Annotated in this window: 21 protein-coding genes and 1 pseudogene; 7 read left to right on the forward strand and 15 right to left on the reverse strand. The window is 52.6% G+C overall.

What is annotated here, in order from left to right; translation table 11 throughout:
* From G485_RS0111865 to G485_RS30945, 3 genes and pseudogenes are all read left to right on the forward strand, one after another.
* The coding region (locus tag G485_RS0111865) for a transposase (RefSeq protein ID WP_027092744.1) at positions 1-266 on the forward strand (266 nt) is incomplete at its 5' end.
* Positions 267-649: 383 nt separating this feature from the next.
* Positions 650-736, forward strand: a pseudogene (locus G485_RS30940) (helix-turn-helix domain-containing protein); the annotation flags it as partial.
* Positions 737-801: 65 nt separating this feature from the next.
* Positions 802-1002, forward strand: coding sequence for a hypothetical protein (locus tag G485_RS30945; protein WP_027092745.1), 201 nt, complete (start codon positions 802-804; stop codon positions 1000-1002).
* Between the two features lie 236 nt (positions 1003-1238).
* Here the strand turns inward: G485_RS30945 and G485_RS0111875 are convergent, their stop codons facing one another.
* From G485_RS0111875 to G485_RS0111925, 10 genes are all read right to left on the reverse strand, one after another.
* Positions 1239-1649, reverse strand: coding sequence for a hypothetical protein (locus tag G485_RS0111875; protein ID WP_027092746.1), 411 nt, complete (start codon positions 1647-1649; stop codon positions 1239-1241).
* A gap of 15 nt (positions 1650-1664) precedes the next feature.
* On the reverse strand, positions 1665-2129 hold the full coding sequence (locus G485_RS30630) for a hypothetical protein (protein ID WP_205620143.1): 465 nt from the start codon (positions 2127-2129) through the stop codon (positions 1665-1667).
* Positions 2130-2371: 242 nt separating this feature from the next.
* A complete protein-coding gene (locus G485_RS0111890) occupies positions 2372-3610 on the reverse strand; it encodes an IS110 family RNA-guided transposase (protein ID WP_156922302.1) in 1239 nt (412 codons plus the stop codon).
* A gap of 130 nt (positions 3611-3740) precedes the next feature.
* A complete protein-coding gene (locus G485_RS0111895; RefSeq protein WP_027092748.1) occupies positions 3741-3995 on the reverse strand; it encodes a hypothetical protein in 255 nt (84 codons plus the stop codon).
* A gap of 12 nt (positions 3996-4007) precedes the next feature.
* Positions 4008-4163: a hypothetical protein gene (locus G485_RS29045; protein WP_205620144.1), complete on the reverse strand. Its 156-nt coding sequence runs from the start codon at positions 4161-4163 to the stop codon at positions 4008-4010.
* 172 nt (positions 4164-4335) lie between these two features.
* Positions 4336-4653 (reverse strand): hypothetical protein, encoded by a 318-nt coding sequence (locus G485_RS0111905; protein WP_027092749.1) that lies wholly within the window; start codon positions 4651-4653, stop codon positions 4336-4338.
* A 15-nt stretch (positions 4654-4668) separates the two neighbouring features.
* Positions 4669-9606, reverse strand: coding sequence for an RHS repeat domain-containing protein (locus tag G485_RS0111910; RefSeq protein WP_027092750.1), 4938 nt, complete (start codon positions 9604-9606; stop codon positions 4669-4671).
* Positions 9606-10256, reverse strand: coding sequence for a hypothetical protein (locus G485_RS0111915; protein ID WP_027092751.1), 651 nt, complete (start codon positions 10254-10256; stop codon positions 9606-9608). The genes G485_RS0111910 and G485_RS0111915 overlap by 1 nt, the downstream gene beginning before the upstream one ends.
* A gap of 32 nt (positions 10257-10288) precedes the next feature.
* Entirely contained in the window at positions 10289-14329 is a 4041-nt protein-coding gene (locus tag G485_RS26180) for an RCC1 domain-containing protein (protein WP_051318216.1), read from the reverse strand.
* Positions 14330-14518: 189 nt separating this feature from the next.
* Entirely contained in the window at positions 14519-16414 is a 1896-nt protein-coding gene (locus G485_RS0111925; protein ID WP_027092752.1) for a PrkA family serine protein kinase, read from the reverse strand.
* A 216-nt stretch (positions 16415-16630) separates the two neighbouring features.
* Here G485_RS0111925 and G485_RS26185 point away from each other — a divergent pair, with 216 nt between their 5' ends.
* From G485_RS26185 to G485_RS0111940, 3 genes are read left to right on the forward strand one after another with little or no spacing between them, the layout of a single operon-like run.
* Positions 16631-17515 carry a DUF2161 family putative PD-(D/E)XK-type phosphodiesterase gene (locus G485_RS26185; protein WP_084423270.1) on the forward strand — a complete coding sequence of 295 codons (885 nt, stop codon included), beginning with the start codon at positions 16631-16633 and terminating at the stop codon, positions 17513-17515.
* Positions 17516-17529: 14 nt separating this feature from the next.
* Entirely contained in the window at positions 17530-17913 is a 384-nt protein-coding gene (locus G485_RS0111935; protein WP_027092753.1) for a VOC family protein, read from the forward strand.
* A 29-nt stretch (positions 17914-17942) separates the two neighbouring features.
* On the forward strand, positions 17943-18248 hold the full coding sequence (locus tag G485_RS0111940; RefSeq protein ID WP_027092754.1) for a Rieske (2Fe-2S) protein: 306 nt from the start codon (positions 17943-17945) through the stop codon (positions 18246-18248).
* A 19-nt stretch (positions 18249-18267) separates the two neighbouring features.
* Here the strand turns inward: G485_RS0111940 and G485_RS0111945 are convergent, their stop codons facing one another.
* From G485_RS0111945 to serC, 4 genes are all read right to left on the reverse strand, one after another.
* Complete coding sequence (locus G485_RS0111945) at positions 18268-19383, reverse strand: aminotransferase class I/II-fold pyridoxal phosphate-dependent enzyme (protein WP_027092755.1); 1116 nt, start codon at positions 19381-19383, stop codon at positions 18268-18270.
* Between the two features lie 382 nt (positions 19384-19765).
* Positions 19766-20011 (reverse strand): AbrB/MazE/SpoVT family DNA-binding domain-containing protein, encoded by a 246-nt coding sequence (locus G485_RS0111955; protein WP_027092756.1) that lies wholly within the window; start codon positions 20009-20011, stop codon positions 19766-19768.
* 166 nt (positions 20012-20177) lie between these two features.
* Positions 20178-20645, reverse strand: coding sequence for a tRNA (uridine(34)/cytosine(34)/5-carboxymethylaminomethyluridine(34)-2'-O)-methyltransferase TrmL (trmL, locus tag G485_RS0111960; protein WP_027092757.1), 468 nt, complete (start codon positions 20643-20645; stop codon positions 20178-20180).
* 127 nt (positions 20646-20772) lie between these two features.
* Complete coding sequence (gene serC / locus G485_RS0111965) at positions 20773-21861, reverse strand: 3-phosphoserine/phosphohydroxythreonine transaminase (protein WP_027092758.1); 1089 nt, start codon at positions 21859-21861, stop codon at positions 20773-20775.
* Between the two features lie 147 nt (positions 21862-22008).
* Between serC and thpR the strand changes: the two genes are divergently transcribed.
* The gene (thpR, locus tag G485_RS26190) at positions 22009-22596 is read left to right on the forward strand and encodes an RNA 2',3'-cyclic phosphodiesterase (protein WP_169732316.1); all 588 of its coding nucleotides are present in this window, start codon (positions 22009-22011) and stop codon (positions 22594-22596) included.
* A 247-nt stretch (positions 22597-22843) separates the two neighbouring features.
* On the opposite strand, the gene glnA is transcribed toward thpR, so the two are convergent.
* On the reverse strand, positions 22844-24268 hold the full coding sequence (gene glnA, locus G485_RS0111975) for a type I glutamate--ammonia ligase (RefSeq protein WP_027092759.1): 1425 nt from the start codon (positions 24266-24268) through the stop codon (positions 22844-22846).
* Positions 24269-24394 lie beyond the last annotated feature (126 nt).

Below are 24394 nucleotides of genomic sequence, written 5' to 3' on the forward strand. Positions count from 1 at the left end.
CTGCGGTACTGAGCTTGCCTGAAAAGTACCGTAAACGCCTTCGCACCACGAACAGCGTGGAACGCTTGAACGAAGAAATCCGCCGCCGGGAACGAGTAATTCGCATCTTCCCGAACCGGGAGTCCGTCATCCGGTTGATTGGCGCTTTGCTCATGGAACAGGATGAGAAATGGGCTGCCGGTAAGAAATATCTCGATATGGCCGAGTATCACGAATGGCGTGAGAACAGGCCGAAAACGACTGCCAAAGTGACACGAATTATGTAACACAATCTAACTGAGGGAATTTACACATAAATTTGGACTTGATCCAATCCCGATCAGGACAAGAATGCCAAAACAACCGAGACAGCCTTGCAGAAAGGTTGTTTGTGTTTTCTTGGTGTTGGGCGCTGCGCTTTTGTTTGGTGCTTCCGCTTGGTTTGTTGTATTTGGTTGTTGCTGAACCAATCTGCCGCCAGTTTTTAATCCTGCTCCATTATTCGACTGCATATTACGGTTTCCCTGCACATTCTGCACCCCTTCGACAATGTACGATAGACAAAAGTATACAGGAAAAAGATACTTTTTAGTATTACAAAATATAATACCTTTCTATTCATTACCCCCCTTATCTGCCATTGTCTACACTCATCATAGAGGTGTTGTCCGTGGCAGAGATTCGCCGTTTAGTAGGATCTAAAATCCGTGATTGCCGAAAAATAAAGGGACTTTCCCAAGATCAGCTTGCCGAGCTTTGCGGTTTTCATTATTCTTATATCGGCGGCGTTGAGCGCGGAGGCGTAATATCTCTCTGGAGAACTTGGCTAAAATCGCCGCGGCATTGGAGTTGGAACCCAAGGTGTTGTTTGAATTTGACGTTCCTATTACGCAGCCTGTCTCAGATAAGAAAGATGCTGCAATTCAAGAAGTGCTCGCTATCCTGAAAGCGAAAGACCTTCGGTACATCCAGATGACCAAAAAGTTGCTTGTTGAGATTTTCAAAACGTTCCCCCGTCAATGAGAAACAGGTCGGTTCCCCGGCCTGTTTTTAATCCGCTAATATCGCTCTGACGTTCCAGCATTGCGTCTGCGACATTCTGCATCTTGTTTCGGTATCGTTTTACCCTGACGGTGTGATTTGTCAGATCAGCCGGTTCTCGTAGGTCGATGACGGTTCATTAATCGCTCCGAAAAAGAAAACCACATGGAGTTGTTACACTCGCATGTGGTCAATTTCAATTTTAGCAATTTTAGCAATTAGGGAATAAGTTTATTGATTTCAGGCTCGTATGCGGCTATTACATCTATCACTGAGTCTACTCCTAAAAAGGAAAAATGCTCTAGCGGTTCTGATTTAGCAATTCCATATGACTGCAGTGACAACCAATGAATGTACTCAGAATTTTCAACTTTGAAAAAAGTATTTTCTTGGTAGAATTTTGATCCGTATTGTTCATCAAGTTTGTTAATAACATTTTGCATGTAGCTTTCATCGGTACTCCTATAAGCATGAACTGAATTTTCAAAAACCACCTCTATTCTATCGGACTCATTGTTTGCATTAGAGAGTCGTATCCTCAATCCCTCTATATTATCCGTAATTGATTCAATATAGTATTTTAAAGATATTTCATTATTGGGAATCCATCTAATCCATTTTTCTGTCATATAAACATCTCCTCTTTAATACCGAATTTTAATTGATCTCTTTCCATCATAGATTTCAAGTGACGGTCTTCCGTCGGAACTTTTGCTTCTAACATTAATTGTCCTTCCATCAGGTAGCTTACCTACTTTTCCATTTGGTATATCCTTAATATCTGTTACCCCCATACTCTTAAAATCTTTAAGAGCCTGATCGTAACCGCCACTTTTTTCAAACTGAATTGCCTTACCCTTTGTTACTCTTCCTGATACTGCATCCTTTAATATATCATCTAACGACTTGATTGCAGCCTTACCAGAGTTTCTAGAAAATAAACTCGTTACCCCTTTAACAACTGCTTTTATTCCATCCTCAACTACTGACTTTTCAAATCCGATTCCTCCTGAAGCAACGATATCAAATACAAATCCAGTCCAAGAGTTGTCTTCATGAGCACCATCAATGTATTGATATGTGCCGACTGCCTTGCCATTATTCAGCATTACGTCTCCATCATGAAGATAGTCTGCTTCATACGTACTACTTGCAGAGCATTCGTCAGAATCACCTGGGTGTGACCACTTTCCATTGGCAGAAGTACACCAATGCCCCGTCGGGTCCACATTCGTCAGCGGATTATTTTGTACATACGTGTAGAGGTTCAAACTGAGCGGATTATCGATCTGCCCCTCATACGTATCCTAGTTTATAAACCACACACCTCTTCCTGTTAAAAATTAGTATATCATCCTGCTTGTTTTTCCGGTACAGCAGGCATCTGATAGATGGTCTTATGCTTCAATAGATGGTAGACCACATTGACCAGCTTGCGCATCAGGCAGACGATTGCCTGTCGCTTGGACTTCCCTTCGGCTATTTTCTGTTCGAAGTAATTCAGCAGATAGGCGTTGTGCGGTTGCTTCGTTTTCTTCGCTACGACAAGCTGACGAATCGCCAGTTGCTTGAACAACTCGTGCAGCACCCGATTGCCTTGCTTGCTCTTATACCTTGTGTCTTTGCCTCCAGTGCCAAATCTAACTGGCGCTATCCCTGCAAATCGGGCCAACTTCTCCGCACTCGCAAATCGTTCAACCGCTCCGATTTCGGCTACGAAACACGCTGCCGTAACTTCGTCAATGCCGGGCATACTGTCTAATGTGCATCCGATGTCGCCAAGGAGAACGCCCAACTCATTTTCCAGCTTCCGCATTTCCTCTTTGCAGGAACGAAGACTTCTCACCAGCGATTGCACAATCATATCCCGTTGGTTCTGATATGCCCGCTCTGTATGGCCATCGTCGTCGATGAACTGTTTGATCTGCCTTGCTTTCGAGAGCGAAAGAAACCGGTTGCTCTCCCGTTTCAGGAACTCGGCCAATTCCGCCTCGGATACGTCATGTAAACATCGCGGAGACGGGTACTTCTCCCAGAACGCCAGCGCTGTCTTGCCGTCTACCTCCGAGAAGAAGTGCCTATAGCTCGGATAGTGATAGCTGATCTGCTGATGCAGTCGCCGAATCGTCGCGGTATAATGCGCGACCAATCCTGCACGAACCTTCACCATCTGACCGATAGCCCAATATTGATCTAACGGATTCGCATCCGGCAGTCTATGCCAATCGTCCCGGACGACACGCGCCACACATTCGGCATCCCAACTGTCGTATTTCTCAATAGTCGTTTGTTTGCTCCGCTTGTCGCTGCTTAGCTTCGGGTTGACTTCCTTGACGATGTAATCATTCTCGCGCAGAAACAACGCCAATGACCGTCCGAAACCCCCAGTATCTTCAAGACCATAAATCAATGTCTGTCCACGTTTCAGGTGTTTCTTGATGGCCTGAACAAATGGCGGGAACGCAGAGGGGCGGTTGTCAAACGTAATCTCACCCCTCTTCTCATTCCAACAGTCGATCACCACCGCGACATACTTCTCCTTATGCAGGTCTACACCGACATACAGGAACTTGTTCGGTTTGATTTTCAATGTGCCTCACCTCAGCGTAATGGGTCAGGCGGCCAGCGTGAAGGCTTGCATCCTCAGTTCGAGCGGACGTCATCGCCGCAAGGATACATCAGCAAATGCCTGCACGCTCACCGCCTGACCTCTCTTTCTTTCAAATCTGCTTTTGCAATCGACATGACAAAAGCGCCTTCTCGAACCGGACGTTCAACAAATGCTGGCGGCGGTCGCTTTCCACCGCATGTATGGCATTCAAAATGTCCTCAATCATCGTCATCTGGTAACGATCGCCATGTTTATGCGTATAGCCGAGCATTCCGTCCAAATAGGCTTCAATCGTTTCAATTTCCGCTACCAACCGGTCTTCCTTTTCGACAAGGCGGTTGTATCGGTCGTTCAAATCTTCCATGTTGACCGCCTCCTAAATGATCGCCGTATAGCGACCCGGAGCCGTGACCTCTCCATAGCGGTAAATGCCGCTGTAGAAGTCCTCGCGATCGAAAATCCGTTTAATCTGCACCTTGGTGAACGGCTTGCCTTGCGCCGTCTCGTAGCCGTCGTAATTCACCCGTCCCATACCTTAGAACGTCAGCGTATCCGGTGCTTGACAGTCATGCCGGGTAATGCTTATCATACCGGCAGCGGATGGCATGCCCATTCTTCGGATAACCCAAAAGTTCATCATTATGAGCTCTGCATGAAAAAGAAAAACCACATGGAGTTGTTACACTCGCATGTGGTCACTCTCTTTACTCAGTTTCAAAGGTGAAGTCCTCAATTATTCCCTTTCCCAGTATTTTAGAAGCCAATTGAAGAGTGATATTGCCACCAATTTTTACAAGGTCTCCAATGTGCTCAAACGCTTCTTCGTCTACTGTTGGAAGCTCAATCGTTACCGAATATTGAGCATCCCTCACTAACACTTCTACATCAGCACTCGGAATAATCGTCCCCGAGAATAATAAGTTGTTTCCAAAGTTTATTCCCGGTCTAAGAATGTTTTTGGCGCTCAAATCATGAGATAGGTTCTTTGAATCGAAAATCACTCTTGCATCCAGTTTAAGCATATCAATCTCCTCTAATCAGTACTTGTGATTAATTGCTTGTATTATTTTGTTAAAATCATCCAAGTGTTCAAGGTGAATCGTAAGTGTGCCATTCTTAAAAATAAACGGGTCGACGTGTGTATAATCAGCAATCTTATCAAGTTCTGTCTTTGACACCTTGACTTCTACTATTGCTGCGATGTCTTTGTATTTTTCAGCAAACTTAAGCGTATCATCGAAGTTTAACCCAAACTGTTTCCCGTCAAATCCCATTGGACTAACCTTAAATGAACCACTCTCCATTACTTGATAAAACTCATCCGCACCAACAGCCCTGTATAAATTTATGAATTGATCAGATTCTTTTAGAATTTGTTTGGCCATTTGCTCTTCTGCAATCTTTAATGCCTGTTTTTCCGCTACTTTTACCCCTACTTTTGCAGCCTGACCTTCTCCTGGTATAAAGTTTAATGCAAGCATCTTTGCCGCCATATCTTTTTCTTGTTGAGATGAGTTGGGATCTAATAATGTGTTTAGATCATCTCCAATGAAGAAATTGTACGTCGCGACTGCTGCTGTCTTTACAGCCTTACCGGCTTTTACAAAACAGTCTCCAGCATCTCCCCAACTTCTTATGCCGCACATTCCACTAGGATCGCTATAAATTAAAGGATTATTCTCAACATACGTATAAAGGTTCAAACTAAGCGGATTATCAATCTGCCCTTCATACGTATCCTCGTTAATGAACCGCCCGATGCTCGGGTCATAGTAACGTGCGCGGAGGTAGTACAGACCCGTCTCGCTGTCGTAGACTTCGCCGGCGTATTTGAAGATGTTCGGCACTTGTTCGGTCTGGCGCGTCAGGTTGCCCCATTCGTCGTAGCTGTAGCTGTTGACGACGTTGCCGCTCGTGTCGACCATCTGCACGACGTCCCCATGACCATTATACAGGTAGTAATAGTCTTTGCCTGTCGAAACGTCTTTCTTGACGAGCAAACGGTCCCCTCTCACATAGTTGGCCGTTGTCGCATTGCTGCCGTTGACCTCTGCGATGACTTCTCCATTCTGATTAAAGCGGTATTGGGTCACCACACTGCCGATCGTCTTCTTATACCGCATGCCATCCGGCGTATATTCAAACGCGGCTGTGGTCGATCCTTTCGTTGCGCTTGTCAATGTATTGAACAAGTCGTAAACATAACTCGTAGCATTCAAATCAAAAGCTGTGGTAGCCGAATCGTAGAGCGTTTGCCGATTTCCTTGAAGATCATAGGTATACGAAGCTTTACTGCCGTCCGATCGCGTGATGCCCTTTAACCGATTCAGCTTGTCGTACGTATACGAGCTTGTTTTTGCCGTCTGGCCGGTCACCGCCTCGACCAAACTAATGACATTTCCGTTATTGTCGTACGTGTAGGTGTATTTCGACAGCGTCGTCGTGCCTTTGGCGTTGGTGACGGTGGAAACCCGGTTCAACGCATCATACACATACGTTGTAGTAAGAGTGCTGCCGGTCGTCAGGGTCGGATAGGTGACCGTTTTGACCTGACCGTTCGGATAGTAAGTATAGGTGACGTTGGACGCCGCGGTGTCGTCAGCCGTTGCCGATCCGTTGACTTGAACCTTGTTAAGCCGGTGCTGGACATATTTGTATTGAACGTAAAAACCGCCGGGAGATGCCGCCCCTGTATTGGTCATTGTGATCCGGCTGTTTTTATCATACGTGAGCCCAAGATACGACGTATACGTGCTGCTGCCGTTCTGAAGCGAGAACGATGTCACCCGTTTCAAATAATCGATTCCGGTCGTCATGGAACCCGTTTTGCTGCTGTTTTTGTACGTTTCATAGGTATCGTACAAAATACCGTTGCTGCCGATAATCGTTTTGTTCTGCTGGGTGCCGCCGGATGAACCAGTTGCCGTCTGCATCGTGTTGCGCTGCTGCTCGTCGTACTGGTAGGTAAAGACCGTCGCTTTCCGGTCTTTCGATTGCTGAAGCAAGCCCAGATTGTTATAAGCGTACGTCTCCGCCTTAGAAGCCGTGTCCAATTTAGACGCAAGCAAACCCGCTTCGTTATAGGTTTTGGACTTTAGCGATTGCGGTGTGCCTTCTTCACCGGCCTGGATCGTTGTTCCCGTCAACTGGCCGTTTGCGTCGTAGGTGTACTTCGTAATTTGGCCCATTGCATCGGTCACGGAAATTAAACGATTCATCGCATCGTAATTGTAGCCGGTCGTGACCTTGTCCTCGTTGATGTTCCCGTTCGGGTCAGTATACGATTTAAGATTGCCGACAACATCGTAGGTGTAAGTTTCCGTAACAGGTTGGGTCTGAGCCGGCCAGTCCTTATAAACCTTGTTCGAAATCAAATGTCCCAACTGATCATACGTTTGTTCCAAATAATTAGACTTTAGGCTCGCAATCGCGGTGTTTGCCCGATAAGCCGTTACGTTCGCCGATGCGACCAGATATTGGGTCACTTTACGTGCCTTGGGGTCATACTCCGTTACATACAAGTTGCCGTAGACGTCAGCGGCTTCCTTTTGATTGCCCCATGCATCATAAGCGGCTGTCGTCGTATTTCCCATAGGGTCGATCATGTAGACGGCCCGATTTAGATCATCCATGTGATATTGGGTCACTTGCGTCGTGCCGTTGTTTGTCGCCATCGCATAGCGCAAAGATCCGAGCCCGTCATAGTACTCGACCTGACTGGACAGGATGGCGCTGCTATTGTCGGATGTCCGTACGTATTTGCGTTGCGAAGTCACTTTTAATGCGGATGTATTCGCATTTTCCGAATCCGCTGTCGACGGGATGAGCGTATTCTCATACGTGTAAAGATCCGAAACGTTATACTTCGTCCCGCTTAAATTCGTAAACGAAGGATACGTAATGCTGGTAGTCCGTCCCAAAACATCATATGTGTAAGTAGTTGTATTGCCGTTGCTGTCCGCCTCCGTTTTCAAGAGCCCTGACCCTAAATCATAAGTCATCGTCTTTTGAACGGTTTGGGTTATCCTGTTCCCCGAACTATTCGTTGTCGTAAAGTAACTCTTTGTTGCACTAGGATAAGCGTACTTAGTAGCGGCACCATAATAAGTCTCTGCAATGGAAGTTTGACCGTTGCCCAAATCCTTGGACGCTTTTACTTTGCTCACTGAACCTGTTAAAACGGTACTCGCATTGCTGCAATTTGTGGTCGTCGCACCGCTCGTGTTAACCGCTTCGTAACAGTAGGAGGTGACCACGGCGTTCGCATCCGTGTAGGATTTCAGCCTTCCGTCATTGTAATACGTGTACGATTCGGATATTGGAGTGCCTGAAACTTCCTGAAACCATGTCTTGCTTGACAGGAAGTGATGGGTGGATTCATAAGCAAATCGAATTGTATAAGCGTTTTTGGTCGTCGAATCGGTGTAAGGCAACGTTTCCTGCGCTATGCCTCCCCAGTCATTATAGCTTTTGTTTACATAAACCCGATCCGGTGATGTGTCCGATTCGGAACGATACGTTTCAATTTTGGTCTCGGTAGGTTTGTATGGATAGGTGGAGCTAAATTTGAGATTCGTAACGACTTTCTTTTCTCCGTTAGAGGCTTTCGTTGTAATGATATGTTCCTGCTGATAGCCGTTAAATTCCGTCGTTGTTGCAAGTCCGTTCGTAAGCGATGATGAGCTAACGGTTGAGGTAGACGAGAACGAATAACCGCTTGTCATCTCGCTTGCGCTGAGATATGTCGGATAACCCGTATAATCGTTTGTGTAAGAATAATCAATTTTATTGTAAATCGTTCCTTTATTTATCAATTTTTCATAGCGACTCGTGACCGCCATTTCTTGGCCAAATCCGCTGGTCCCTAGATTTCGACTTCTGATGCCATAAGCATAGTGAGTCTCTATCGTTTCTGTAATGACATCCTTAAGCGGAAAGTAGTCATTGGAAATGGCTGAGGCACTATCCTTCTTGCTGTTAAAATTAAACTTTGTTGCAATATCGTCGTAGCCAAAGGACATGCTTCGTACATTATTACCGTTCTTATCTAAAATCGTGATAGACCCGAGCACAGGCGCTGTCCCATCAGCCTTGTTGTTGAACGTAATATTCCAGAGCATCCTTCGATACTGTAGTTTTTGAGTTATGTTCCCATCCGGGTCCTTTACCGTCAGAATAATATCCGTTGTATCGGCAGTCCCATCCTTATATTCGAACGATATCGTTCTTCCAATGGTGTCGGTAATAGACGAGATAACTTTGTAAGTTTGTCCATCGTACATCGTTAGATTTATGTGTTTAAAGATAATTTGGTTTCCGAAACGATCGACAATGCCAAGAAGGCGGCCGTCGTCTGCAAAGTACTCTCTCTTCCCATCGTCATATTCTAAATAATATTTGGACGCTTCCTGCCCATTGGTAAAGGTGCCTGTATCCTTTTCCAGGTGTAAATCTTTTCCTTGGTATCCTACCAAATGCGAGAAATTATAACTTTCCATTGTGACGAAGTCTACTTTATAAACGGCTCCGTTCCCCTGATGGTAGTAGAGATAACTATCCTGCTTTTGCAGGGAAGGAAATTGAAAAGACCAGCCGGCCCCAAGGTCGTAGCGGGATATAAGATAGTTATACTTTTTCAGGCTTCCATCCGTCTTCTTGTGCCTCATATAGAAAAAAGCATCGTTTAGCTGATACATAACGCCAATATTTAAATCCAGCCCTTCTCTACCCGGCAGTTGAATTTGCGTGGACTTCCATGTCAAATTACCGGAAGCCGGATCTACGACTTCGAATGTACCTGCATTTCCTGAGTACTGAGGCTTGTTCGTCTGGTTGATTTGCTCTTGCACGACGAGTCCGTTAAAGGCGCTTAAAACATCTTCGTCGGAGACGGCAGCTGAAGCGGAAGAAGAGAAGATTAAGAGGACGAGGCCTAACGCAAGTCCTAAAGCAAGGGAATAGAGCGCTTTTCTCATTAACGTGTCACCCCTTGCGATTTCATGCTGTCGAGCCCTCTCTTGCCTCTGGATTCATAGACTTTCATAGCACTATCCAGAGAAGCATCTCCTTGCTGCTCGAGCGTTAGCAAAATTTCAATTTTCTCAGCAGTGCTCATTTTTTTGTTTTTTAACGTGTTTTGGGCTTTCGCATGCCTCTTTAACAGCCCTGACAGCTCCTCTTCTTTTTTCATCTGGAGATCGGATGCGATGTGTTCCCATGACTGATTGTTGGCCCGCTTCTCCTCAACCAGCTTTTTCGGATTGATCAGCCACTCATTCCCCAATTGATCCGAACGATAGATGTCTTCGAGAGAGGCGCCGGCTTCCAGCAGCTCTTCGATGTCACTCTTGGTGTAGTTGTATTGATCGGCCTGATGAAGCCGATTCTTCCGATTCGCTTCGGACTTCGCTTTGATGGCTTCAATGAGCGGATCCTTCAAGCCTGCAGTTGGATCGCTGACTTCAATTGTTTTCTTCTCCAGGTGACGATCCGTTCGGTTGGTAATATTGAGATCCAGATCCTCCCGGTCTTGAGCCCAAGCCAGGCCGACCAAGCCTAAAGCCAGAAAACTGAGCATGATCGTACCCAGAAAGGCTTTTTTCCAAATAAACAATTTAATATTCATGGCAGGACATTCCTCTCCGATTAGATTGAAAATTAAAGCGTGAATCTTGCCGTCGTTGTATTGATTAAATTGCCATTGAGATCGTACGTGTAGAGTCGGCGATAAACTACTATTCCTTGGTAGAAACTGAACTCCGTTACTTGGTTAGACGCATTGTAAAAATAGCGGTACAGTACCTGGTTGACGAGGGAGACAGGAATGAACGAATTTGTAGTTGACCCGTTGCCGAGTTCACCATCGCCATTTCGGCCCCAGCCCCATATCATTCCATCTGATTTAAGTGCGATCACATGAAAAGTCCCGGCGCAGATCTCGGTGACTCCGTTCAATGCCCCTGTGCCGCCGGATCCTAGCACTTGAACAGGCCGTTTACTAGTCACGGTGCTGTTATTTCCGAGCTGTCCGAATTGATTGTATCCCCAACTAACAACGGTGCCGTCCGATTTTAACGCAACTGAAAAATAACGACTGGCCGAAATGGCAATGACACCGGATAGTCCACCTGTTCCGCTAACGTCTAACACTTGAACCGGAGTTGAGCGTTTCGTTAAGGTGCCATTTCCAAGTTGTCCATCGTCGTTTAACCCCCAACTCCAGACGGTGCCGTCGGATGCAAGTGCGAGGGAAAAACCGTTGCCCGCTGCAATTCCAATAACATTGGTCAATGCCCCCGTCCCGCCTACGCCCTTTACCTGAATAGGTTTATTGCTGTCCATGGCTGAGCCGGTTCCAAGTTGCCCGTTGACATTTTCACCCCAGCTCCAGACCGTTCCATCCGCCTTCAGTGCCAAGGCATGATCGCTTCCCGCACTAATTGCTACTACATTCGTTAATCCGCCAGTATTGTCCGAATTGACCACTTGAACCGGAAATTTGCTCAAAGAAAGGGATGTCCTGGATTTACCGACACCCAGTTGACCCACAGAGTTGTTTCCCCAACTCCAGACGGTTCCATCCGACTTAAGAGCAAGATTGAAAAGGCCTCCACTGCTAATTGCAATAACGTTGTTTAAAAATCCGTTTCCTCCGCTTCCTAACACTTGTACGGGAGTAAGTCGGTTAGTGGTGGTTCCGTCCCCTACTTGACCCGAGCCGTTGTTCCCCCAACTCCAGACGGTTCCATCCGTTTTAAGCGCAACGGAGTTGGTGAATTGTGTGCTGACCGAATAAACATCGCTTAAGAATCCTGTTCCGTCCGAATTTTTGACACGAACTAATTCCGAGCGATCGGCTGTCGTCCCGTCTCCAAGCTCTCCGTAATAGTTATCACCTGTCGACCAAACCGATCCGTCCAGCTTCACGACAAGAGAATAACCCGACCCGGCTGCAATCGTGTTCTTTACGGCGGCCGTTCCCGCAACCGTTTTGAACGTCAACGTGTATATTGAACTTGTGGAAGTCGCCGTCAACGTATGCACCTCTTTCGTCTTGAAGAGAGCCGTCTCCGTTGTTGTGCCTTCAGCTGAAGAAGGGTCTGCAGAATTCGTCGATGAATTATCCGGAAGCGACTCCGTGTTATTCGTTTCTTTTTCCGTTTCGGACGGTTCGACTGTATCGCCTCCCTGCGAATCCACATCGTCTGAGCCGACCGCTTCCTGCGGAATCGTCAGTATATAGGTTGCATTAGGCAGCAGCGGTTCCTTAGGAGTCAGCCGCAATTCGTTGTCGACAATCTCTTGGGCCAGTTCAACCGTTTGCCCATCCGTTTGCAAAACAATATTTTCATAACCGTCGCCTTCTTGAATCTCGTGGTTGAACTTCAGTTGGATCATTGGTGTGAGGGTGGCTACGGTTCCGTTCTGCTCCGGGTAACTGCTCACCACCGTAAGCTTCGGTATCCATGTGAGCTCGACAGGATAGGAGAAGTTTGCCGTGCTGTCATTTCCCAGTTGGCCGTAGGCATTATTGCCCCAGCTCAATATGGAGTTGTCTTCATTGCGAATGACGATATGGTCACCTCCGACACGCAGGTCCTTAACACCTGCAAGCGTCCCTTCCTTCTCCGTCCCGACAACCTCCACCGGATTCGCGCGATCAATTGCCGTGCCATCACCCAGTTGTCCGGATGCGTTGTCTCCCCAGGCCCATACCGCTCCATCCGCCCGGAGCGCGGCGCTATACGCAATACCGCTGCCGATCGCGATAATGTCCGACAATGCTTCCTGACCTTCGGTCGTTTTGACCTGAACAGGGAGCAAGCTATTCACATTCGTACCTTCGCCGAGTTGGCCTTTAGCATTGTCTCCCCAACTCCAGACAGTGCCGTCACTTAACAAAGCCGCCGCATGACCGGCGCCTCCGGCGATCGAGACGACTCCGGCAAGCGGTTCCGTTCCGCCAACAGCTTGGACTTGAACGGGCAAAGATCGATCGGTCGTCGTACCGTCGCCCAACTGGCCGAAGTTGTTGTCCCCCCATGCCCATACCGTTCCGTCCCCCTTCAAGGCAAGCGAGAAAGAAGCCCCGGCGGAGATAGCGACCACGTCGGATAAGATGCCCTCGCCCGTGGCGTCCTTGACCCGAACTGGTATGCTTCTGTCCGTCAACGAGCCGTCGCCCAATTGGCCGCGAACGTTCAAACCCCAGCTCCATACCGTTCCGTCGGCGTCCAACGCCAGCGTATGCTTGTCCCCACCGCTAATCGCCACGATGCCGGACAAGGTGCCAGTTCCATCGCCGCCGACGACTTGGACGGGTTTGCTGCGATTCTCGGAAGTCCCGTCTCCTAGTTGACCTGCATCGTTCTCTCCCCAGGCCCATACGGCTCCATCCGCTGTCAAAGCGAACGAATGGTTGCTCCCTCCGCCTACCGCTGTGACACCGGCAAGCGGTTCCCCCTCTTCTGCGGGGGCGATGACTTGCACCGGCAACGGGCTGTCCTGTGTAGCCCCGTTCCCCAGCTCACCGAAACGGTTGGAGCCCCAGGTCCAGACAGTGCCGTCTTCATCCAGATAGACCGTATGACCGCTTCCGGCGAACAACCGCGAGCCGAATTCGACAGCAGGCTGATCCTCCGTCTCAAAGGTCACGCTAAAAGCCTCGTTGGGTGTCTCTCCGTCGACGGAACGAACGGCGTCCTGAGGCAGCGATATCGTAAAGGAGGCCAGACTCGCCAGCTTCCGATCCGGCTTAATGGTTAACCGATTGCCGGCAATTGCAGCCGCGAAGAGGATGTCGCCGCTCTCCGATTCGGAGAACATCCGGATGTCGGTGTAAGCTTTCCCTTCTTGAATCGGCGAATCGAAGTCGATCGTAACGGATGCATCCAGCCCCACGTCCTTCTGGTGATCCTCAGGAGAGACGGAGACCACCTTGAGGGATGACGGTTCTGACGGCGCTTCATTGCCATTCTCTACCGTCGTGAAAGACACTGTAATAGGCTCGTTCAGCGTCTGTCCGTTTCTTGCGGCGACACTGCCTGCTTCGATAGAAAGCGTGTATGTAACGGCAGGAGCCAGTTTTTCCTCCGGTACTATCATTAATTGATTTTCCTGCTTTTCGATCCGCACCGGAACCGAGGTTTCTTCGCTCTTGAACACAATACCTGCCTCATCCACCGATTCGATCGGAAGATTGAAGCTTACGATCGGAGTAACCTCAAGCGCGATTCCCGATTCTTCGTTCATCGGCTCCGTCGAGGTGACAGACAGCGCTTCGGGCAAGGTAGAGAACTCTATCGTATAAGTGTCGGCAAGTCCGATTCCGGATGCATTCCGAACGGAATCCGTGGGGATATAGATTTTATACAAGTTTCCGTATTCGAGGGAAATCCGAGGGGAGAGCGTAAGCTCGTTGCCGTTTATGGCGATGTCCACAGGAAGTTGTTCCAGCTTATTCTGATTAAACGCCGTTATAATTGAAAAATTGACACTTTGCTCGATCGGTTCGTCGAACGCGATGTGAATGATGCTATCTACGGGCACATTCTGTTTATTGTCAGACGGCGTCGAACCTACAATGACGGGACCGGCTTCAGAGGCAGAATATACCTGACTTGCAGAACCTGCCCATAAAAGAAATAAACATAATAGCCAAGTTGCCGCTTTTCGAAAACGAATTTCCCAGACTGGCATAAATACGACACTCCTTCTTCTTTATCTTCTATCTTTTGGCAAATCTACTTCAGCATAGTAGAAGAATCGATGTTTTTCTAGTCCTTTTTTATTAATTTCTGTCCAAAAAAGAATTTTTTTCAACACAAAAAAAGAACTGCCTCCTCTTCCCCTCAGAAAAGGAATGCAGTTCTTTTTTGCTTTCGTTTCCTACCGGTTCAACAGGCTCCCCACGTAACGCAGCAGCTCGTTCGAGCAGACCGGGCAATAGCCGTGTTCGTCGATCAGCCGCTTCGACACTTCGTTGATGCGCTTGAGCTGGTTCTCGTCGGGCGTCTTCGTGGAGGTCGTAATCTTGACGATGTCCTTCAGGTCGGTGAACAGCTTCTTCTCGATCGCCTCGCGCAGCCTTTCGTGCGTGCTGTACTCGAATTTTTTGCCCTTGCGGGAGTAGGCCGACATGCGGATGAGAATCTCTTCGCGGAACGCCTTCTTCGCGTTCTCGGACACGCCGATCTGCTCCTCGATCGACCGCATGAGCCGTTCGTCGGGATCCATCTCCTCGCCGGTGAGGGGATCCTTCATCTTGGCCCAGTTGCAATAGGCCTCAATGTTGTCGAGGTAGTTCTCGAACAGCGTGCGCGCCGATTCCTCGAAGGAGTAGACGAACGCCTTCTGAACTTCCTTCTTGGCCAGGTTATCGTATTCCTTCCGCGCGACCGAGATGAAGTTCAGATACTTCTCCCTCTCCTCCTTCGTGATCGAAGGATGCTGATCGAGGCCGTCCTTCAGCGCCCGCAGCACGTCGAGGGCGTTGATGCACGGCATGTCGTGCTTGATGAGCGCGCTGGAGATGCGGTTGATAACGTAGCGCGGGTCGATGCCGGACATGCCTTCCTCGGCGTATTCGTTCTGCATCTCCTTCAAGTCGGCTTCCTTGAACCCTTCGACCTCTTCGCCGTCGTACAGCCTCATCTTTTTGACGAGATCCATGCCCTGTTTCTTCGAATCCTTAAGTCTCGTCAGAATCGAGAAGATCGCCGCCGACCGCAGGGCGTGCGGGGCGATGTGCACGTGGCTCATGTCCGATTGCCCGATCAGCTTGGCGTAAATTTTCTCCTCGTCCGTCACTTTCAGGTTGTATGGGATCGGCATGACGATCATCCGCGATTGGAGCGCCTCGTTTTTCTTGTTGGAGATGAACGCCTTGTATTCCGACTCGTTCGTGTGCGCGACAATGAGCTCGTCGGCGCTGATCAGCGCGAACCGGCCGGCCTTGAAGTTGCCCTCTTGCGTGAGCGACAGCAGGTTCCACAGAAATTTCTCGTCGCATTTGAGCATTTCCTGGAATTCCATCAGCCCGCGGTTCGCTTTGTTCAGCTCTCCGTCGAAACGGTAAGCGCGCGGATCGGATTCCGAGCCGTATTCGGTAATCGTCGAGAAGTCGATGCTGCCCGTCAGATCGGCGATGTCCTGCGACTTCGGATCCGAAGGGCTGAACGTTCCGATGCCGGTCCGGTTCTCCTCCGAGATGAGCACCCGTTCGACCGGAACCCGCTCGATGTCGCCGTCGAACTCGGTTCGCAGCCTCATCTGGCAGGACGGGCACAAATTCCCTTCGATGCGGACGCCGAGCTCGCGCTCGACTTCCGAGCGCAGCTCGCTCGGAATGAGATGAAGCGGCTCTTCGTGCATCGGACAGCCTTGAATGGCGTACACGGCGCCGCGATCCTCCCGGGAGAACTGCTCCAGTCCCTTTTTGAGCATGGTAACGATCGTCGACTTGCCGCCGCTGACCGGACCCATCAGGAGCAAAATCCGCTTGCGGACGTCGAGCCGGCGCGCCGCGGAATGGAAATACTCTTCTACCAGCCTCTCCATCGTACGGTCGAGACCGAATATTTCCTTCTCGAAAAACTTGTATCTCTTGTGCCCACCGACCTCCTCCACGCCGTGCGAGACGATCATGTCATATACCCGGGCATGCGCGGTCATTGCCGGAGCCGGATCGCGGCGCAGCAAATCGATGTATTCCCGAAAAGTTCCGGACCATGTCAACTTCTCGCTCTCGGCCCGATACTCGGCGAGACGTCTGAATATATCCATGCCGCTACCTCCTCACCTAGTCCTTCCCGTTGCGAAACGTATTACATAACTATGCGGTAAGAAGGACGAAATTGCTCCGAAAAGAGATGAAAACGCCGCAGGTTGTCCCGAAGCGATGCTCCGCACCGGGAAAAGCCGCGTCCCGCTTACGAAAAAACCGTTACGTGCTATAATTTGATGAGCGATCGTTCATCGGAGAGCAGGAGGAAAGATAACGTGGCCGTCAAGCTGGAAACCGATTTGTACCCGCCGATCAAAGCTTATTTCGTCAGCCGCGGGTACGAAGTGAGAGCGGAGGTGCGCGGCTGCGACCTGGTCGCCCTCCGCCCGGACGAAGGGGAGCCGGTCGTCGTAGAGATGAAGAAGACGTTCACGCTTCCGCTGCTGCTGCAGGGCGTCGACCGCCAGCGGACCGGGGCGTCGGTGTGGCTCGCGGTCGAGCGGAACCGGACGAAGAAGGGCGCGCACAACCAGCGCTTCCCCGAGCTTGCCGCCCTGTGCGGAAGGCTCGGGCTCGGCTTGATGACCGTCACCTTCTACAAGACGAAGGAGCCGGTCATCGAGGTTTGGCGCGAGCCCGGCCCGAGCGGCCGGGCGTATGCGCCGAGCGCGCGCGGCCCGGCCGAAGGCATGCTGGCCGCGGAAGAGGCTTTCGCCGCCGGCTATGCCGCGGCGGCGGGCGGGCGCAAGCGGGCGGGCGCGAAGCCGCTGCTGCGGGAGTTCGCCGGGCGCAGCGGCGATTACAACGTCGGCGGCAGCACGGGCCGCAAGCTGGTGACGGCGTATCGCGAGCGCGCGATCCGGTGCGCCCTCGCGCTGGCGTGCCGCGGGCCGCTCGCGCCCCGGCAGGTGCAGTCGCTCACGGACTGCCCGAATGCGGGAGCGCTGCTGCGGGACAATCACTACGCCTGGTTCCGCAGAGTGGAGCGCGGCGTTTACGAGCTTACCCCCGAAGGCCGCGCCGGACTTCGGGAATTCGCCGAAGTGGCGGCGGCCTGGGCCGCCAGGCTCGAATGGGCGGCCGGCTGGGAGAACGCCGTCATCGCAAACGCCGCCGGCTCGGACGCAACCGGCAAGATCCGGAACGGAGGGACGCCATGAGCGGCACGGCCGGCTTGATCCATCATATCGAAATCTACGTTTCCGATCTGCAGCGTTCCGCGGCTTTCTGGGGGTGGTTTCTGGGCGAACTCGGTTACCGGCTCCATCAGCAATGGAACGAAGGCGCAAGCTGGAAGCTCGGACACGCTTACCTCGTGCTTGTGCAGGCGAAGAAAGCGTACATGGACGTTCCTTATCATCGCAAGCGCGTCGGGTTGAACCACCTGGCGTTTCATGCGTCTTCCCGGCGGCAGGTCGACGAGATGACCGTCAAGCTGCGGGAACGGAATGTTCGGATCTTATACGAAGACCGGCACCCACATGCCGGGGGAGACGGAACGTATGCGCTCTTCTTCGAAGATCCCGACCGCATCAAGGTGGAGCTCGTCGCTCCGTGATCTAATTTCATAGCAAAGAAGGGCCGTTTATGAGCAATGAGACGTTTATCGGGCCGGTCGACGCGTTCGGCTCCCTGCCGGCGTTCGTTGAAGTGGACGGGACGCCGTATTGGCTTGTCCGGAGAGAGGATGGAGGCTACAGGCTGCTGATGGCGCTATGTCCGCATGCCGGCGGCGAAGTGCTCCGGACGGACGGCATGTTCTATTGTCCGCTGCATTTCTGGACGTTCGACGAGACGGACGGCGTCTGCCTGAACGTGCGGGACGAACGATTGGCGAGAAGAGACGCGGAAGAGCGCGACGGATCTTTGTATGCCGTCGGCCCCGTCTATTGAACTTGGAGACCGAATCCCCTTACCCCCATCGGCCGAGAAAATCACCCATCGTGTCGGCCAGCCGCTGCACGCCGGCGCGAATCTGTTTGTCTTCCGAATGGACGACGGTAAGCCGCAGCTTGCACCGCTCCGTATCGGACGCGTAGAAGGCGCCTCCCGGCTGGAACAGCAGGCCGTTCAGCCAGGAGCCCCGCAGCAGCGCATCCCCGTCAAGCCCTTCGGGGAGCGACAGCCACAGGTGCATGCCGCCCTGCGGCGTGACCCATGACGTGCCGGGCAGCCCTTGCCGCTTGAGCTGCTCCATCAGCAGCCCGTTTTTCGCGCCGCAGATGAATCGCATCGTCTCGAGCAGCGGTTCAAGCTCGCCTTCCTCCATCAGCGACAGCAAGGCAAACTGCTCGGCGACCGGAAGCGGCGCTTCTCCGCCCCGTTCGCCGGTCAGCAGCTCCCGTCCTTCAGACGGTTGACCCGACAGGCATAACCAGCCGAAGCGAAGCCCGCCGATCGTTCCGGGAGGGAACTCGCCGATCGTCCAGACCGTGCCGTACCGACCGGAATCGGCGGCGCCGGGCGCGTTCGGGGCATAGCGCAAACATGCCTGCCTGTCGTCGATGAGCACCGGCACCCCGGCTTCCCCGCATAATCGCAATAACGCTTGGCGGCGCTCAACGCTCCACGCCCGGCCCTCGGGATCCGTGCATTCCGGCGCGGCATAGACGAGCCGCGGCTGTAACTCGGCGAGCGAGCGGCCGAGCGCTTCCGGAAGCATGCCGAAGAGATCCGACGCGACCGGATGGGGCACGACGCCGGCCTTGCGGAACGCCTGGAGCGCGGAGCGGCTCGTCGGGCGCTCCACCAGGACGGCGTCCCCGGGCTGCAGCCAATGTCTGGCGATCCGTTCCAAGGCGGCGTCCGCCCCGGGAACGACGATGACGTCGGCTGCATCCGCTTCCGGCAAGCGCAGCCATCCTTCCGCGGCGAGACGTTCGCGAAGAAGCTTCATTCCTTGCGGGTCGCCCGATCTTCCGGCTGACTCCGGCCGAGCGGACCACCGGGCCACTCTCCCTTCCCATTCCGCAGCGGCGAGCAGTCCCTCCTTCGGCCAGCCGCCCATCCAGTTGATGATTTCGCCCATCGGTACGCCCTCCTCTTCGATTCGGCGTCAACAACTGTAGTTCCGCTACCATTCTATGCGCGAAGATCGCAACATTTTGCGTTTTCTTTTTGGCGGACGTTGGTTATAATAAAGGAAGTTAAGTGGAGGTGTGGAAGATGTTTCTTGGAATGAGCGATAAGTTCTGGATTGTCGTTCTTGTCTTCGCCATGCTGCTGACGGCCATTTTGACGGCTGCGTACAATGAGGACAAAACTCAAGGATTGTAATCTTCGAACGAACGGAAACAAGCAAAGCACCGGAGCGCCCGCCGTCGGCGGAGTCCGGTGCTTTTTGCATTCGCTTTATGATTCGCAAGCCCCCTCGCAACGGCCGTGCCGATGCGCGGGCGGCAGATTGTCGGTTACAACATTTCCTTCATTTCGGACATGCAAGAAGCGCAAACATAGCGTTCTTTGAATTCGCCCACGCTGTCCATCGAAGAGCAAAATACGCAGCGGGGACGATAACGCTCTAAAATGATATGATCGCCCTGCACCAAAATTTCGACAGGGTCTCCTTCATTCATTTGATACCTCTTGCGCAATGATTTCGGCAACACGATTCGGCCGAGTTGATCCACTTTGCGAACAACACCAGCAGGTTTCAACGCAGTTCCTCCCATTCATTCTCCCGTTAATCTAAGCTAGTGTAAAACTGAAACCTTAGCCTCTCTACATTTCGCTAACCGCCGCTCATTTCCTTTCCCCCGACGGATTTTGCTTAAAAATGTACAAGAAATCGAAATTTGGCCGAAATAGCTGCAGTTTCCGGCGTTAGCCCTGGAGCCCCGGAAAACCGTTCTGGCGCAGCGCCTCAAACACGACGATCGCCGCCGAATTGGCCAGGTTGAGCGAGCGCACCTTGTCGGTCATCGGAATCCGCATGCCCGTTTCGGGGTTGGCGTCCAGCAGTTCCTGGGGCAGGCCCTTCGTCTCCTTGCCGAATACGAAGAAGTCGCCGTCCCGGAACCGAAAGTCGCTGTAACGCTTGCTGACGCGGGTGCTCGCGAAGAAAAACCGCCCTTCCGGATATTTGTCCCGGACTTCCTGGAACGAGTCGTAATAATCGATCTGGACGGCGTACCAGTAATCCAGGCCCGCGCGCTTCAGCACCTTGTCGTCCGTGGAGAAGCCAAGCGGCCGCACCAGATGCAGATGCGTCCCCGTGGCGGCGCAGGTTCGGGCGATATTGCCCGTATTGGCCGGAATCTCCGGCTCGACGAGCACGATGTGAAATGCCATGCGAATTGGCGCCTCCTTGCGCTATCACCAAATATTACCCATTGTGCGTCAAACAAAAACCGCGGCTGCGGCCGCGATTTTGTCTGGCAGAGCTCGTTATGTGCCGCGGGCGACGCGCAAACGGTCCTTAACCGTTGCGGCGTTGGAAGTCGCCCATAAAATCGACCAGAGCCTTGACGCTGTCCAGCGGTACGGCGTTGTAGATCGACGCGCGCAAGCCGCCGACGCTGCGGTGTCCCTTCAAACCGACAAAGCCTTGCGCTTCCGATTCCTTCACGAACAGCTTCTCCAGCTCTTCGGAGCCCAGGCGGAACGTCACGTTCATGATGGAACGGCTGCCTTTCTCCGCGCAGCCCCGGTAGAAGCCGCCGCTTCCGTCGATGGCGTCGTACAGCAGCTTCGCCTTCTCCTTGTTGATCTTCTCGACCGCGGCCGCTCCCCCCTGGGCTTTGACCCATTGCAGCACGAGGTTCGTCATATAAATCGCGAACGTCGGCGGCGTGTTGTAGAGGGAATCGTTCTTCGCGTGCGTGCTGTAGCGGAGCATCGTCGGCACGGGCATGGACGGCGTTCCGATCAGATCCTCGCGGATAATGACGATCGTGACGCCGGAAGGTCCGAGGTTCTTCTGAGCGCCGGCATAAATCAGCCCGAATTGGGAGATGTTGAGCGGGCGGCACAAAATGTCGCTCGACATGTCGGCCACGAGCGGCACCGAGCCCGTATCCGGATATTGCGCCCATTGCGTGCCTTCGATCGTTTCGTTCGAGGTCAGATGAAGGTAGGCGGAATCGGGGGCGATGTTCAGCTCGTCCGCCGACGGAATGCGCATGAACTTGTCGGCTTCGGAGGACGCGGCGATCGCCGTCTCGCCGAACAGCTTCGCTTCCTGAATCGCCTTCGTCGCCCAGCTGCCCGTGGAGACGTAGGAAGCGACTTTGCCCGGCTGCAGCAAATTCATCGGCACCATGGCGAACTGCGTGCTCGCTCCCCCTTGGACGAACAGCACTTTGTAATTGTCCGGAATGCCGAGAAGCTCGCGAAGCAGCTGCTCCGCTTGCTTATGCACGCCTTCGTAGATGGCGCCGCGATGCGACATTTCCATGAGGGACATGCCGGAGCCTTCGTAATCGATAAATTGCTCCTGCGCCTTTTGCAGCACTTCAAGCGGCAGCGCGGCAGGCCCCGCGTTGAAATTGTAAGCCCGATTGCTCATTCCATTCCCACCTTGTGCAAATTCATGATAGGCTTATCATAACAAAGCGCCGCAGGGACAAGCAACCGGAAATACGCCTGAAAAGTTGTCGATAATAAGAATTTCCGAACGAAAATGGTGGATATTTTGGAGAACCTTCGTCTTTTCTTGGGGATCGCCCTGTCGAAAGAAGCGACCGAGCGCTTGTCGGCGCTGGCGGAGCGCATGGCGAACGAGCTGCCTTACCGGTTGTGGACGCATCCGGCCGACTATCATATTACGCTGCACTTTCTGGGCGAGACGCCCGCGGAGCGCGTCGACGCGATCGCGGCCGCCGCGGAAGCTGCCGCAGCCGGCCGGGCGCCCCTCGCGCTGGCGCTGGGGGAGCCGGGCACGTTCGGCCCGGCCGGAGCGCCGCGCGTGCTCTGGTGCGGCGTCCGGGAACCCGGCGCCGCCGCGGGGGCGCTCGCCGCGCTGCAAGCCGCGCTGGGCGAGCGCCTGACCGCCTCCGCCGGCTTCGTGCCGGAGGCGAGGCCTTACCGCGCGCACATTACGCTTGCGCGCAAAGGCGGCCCCGGCGGCGGCCCGGACGCCGCGGCCAGGGCCTGGCGGAGCGCCGTGCGGGCGCTCGAGCCGGATGAGGCCGGCGCGTTCGCCTGGACCGCGGGCAGCATTACGCTGTTCCGCACGCATCTCGGCCGCCGGCCCAGCTACGAGCGCTTGCACGAGTTCCCGTTCCACGGCGCCGGCGAGTGACAAGACCGTCTCGAATGCAGCCCTTTTTCGACCCTATAAGAGTTCTCAGATTCGTTAAGTTCCTCCAGCGGGCTTCCGGGGGCCCATTAACGTGTCCTCGGTTCGTCGCCATCACCTATTGTGACAGCAAACAGCCTTTTCCACGTAAAAATCGCAAGCCCTGACAGCGGCGAACTCCCCGTTCCAAACTTCACCCCGAAGCCCAAATAAAAAGCTCCCCGAAGGGAGCTTTCTGCTTGAGAAGCGATTAGCAGTCGAAGTACAGGCTGTATTCGTACGGATGCACGCGGATGGAGACGGCTTTCGCTTCGGCGCGTTTGAACGCAACGTAGTTGTCGATGAATTCCTTCGTGAAGACGCCGCCTTCGGTGAGGAATTCGTGGTCCGCTTCCAGAGCGTCAAGCGCTTCGTCGAGCGTTGCCGGAACGCTGCGGATTTCTTTCTTCTCTTCGTCGGACAGCTCGTAGATGTTTTTGTCGTACGGGCCGTAGCCGAGAGCGGTCGGGTCGATCTTGCGCTTGATGCCGTCCAGACCGGCCATCAGCATCGCTGCGAACGCCAGATACGGGTTGGCCGTGGAGTCCGGCGTACGGAACTCGATGCGGCAGCCCTTCGGCGTAACGGCTGCGACCGGAATACGAATGGCCGCGGAGCGGTTGCCCTTGGAGTAAACCAGGTTGACCGGAGCTTCGTAACCCGGAACGAGACGTTTGAACGAGTTCGTGGACGGGTTCGTGATCGCGATCAGCGCCGGAGCGTGGTACAGAATACCGCCGATGTAGTTCAGCGCCAGCTGGCTCAGGTTCGCGTAGGCGCCTTTCTCGTAGAAGAGCGGCTCGCCTTCGTTGAAGATCGATTGGTGAACGTGCATGCCGCTGCCGTTGTCGCCGAAGAGCGGCTTCGGCATGAACGTGGCGACTTTGCCGTATTGGCGTGCTACGTTGTGAACGATATATTTATATTTCATCAGGTTGTCAGCGGTTTTGGTCAGCGTGTCGAAACGGAAGTTGATCTCCGCTTGGCCAGCCGTTGCGACTTCGTGGTGATGACGTTCGACGCGAAGGCCGGATTCTTGCAGCAGGCGAACCATTTCGCTGCGGATGTCTTGTTGGGAGTCGACAGGAGCGACCGGAACGTATCCGCCCTTGACGCCGACTTTGAAGCCCAGGTTGCCGCCTTCTTCCTTGCGGTTCGTGTTCCATGCGGCTTCTTCGGAATCGACGAAGAAGGAAGAGGAATTCATGGTCGACTCGTAACGAACGTCGTCGAAAATGAAGAACTCGGATTCGGGGGCGAAGAACGCTGCGGTGCCGATGCCCGTCTTCTGCAGATATTCTTCGGCTTTATTCGCGATCGAACGCGGGTCGCGATCGTAACGGTCGCCGTCCGGCGTATGGATGTTGCTGATAACGATCAAAGTGGCGTGAGCCGTGAAAGGATCAACATAAGCGGTCTCCGGATCCGGCATCATGACCATGTCGGATTCTTCGATGCCGCGGAAGCCTGCGATAGAGGAACCGTCGAAAGCGACGCCGTTTACGAACGTGTCGGCATCCACTTCGCTTGCCGGAAGCGTGATATGGTGGGCGCGGCCAGCCAAATCTACGAAGCGAAAATCAACGAATTCGATGTTTTTTTCCTTGATCAATTCCAATACTTTTTGGACGGACATTTTCGAATTTCCTCCCCATTTCCGAACATTAAGTCTGTAAAGCTTACAAATCGTTCAACTTTAACGAACTCACTGAGGCTATTATAATTCCCGCTATAGGGAGCGTCAATAGTTATGTAAGGTATT

The organism is Cohnella thermotolerans DSM 17683 (genome assembly GCF_000429825.1).
In the GTDB taxonomy this organism is placed as follows: Bacteria; Bacillota; Bacilli; order Paenibacillales; family Paenibacillaceae; genus Cohnella; species Cohnella thermotolerans.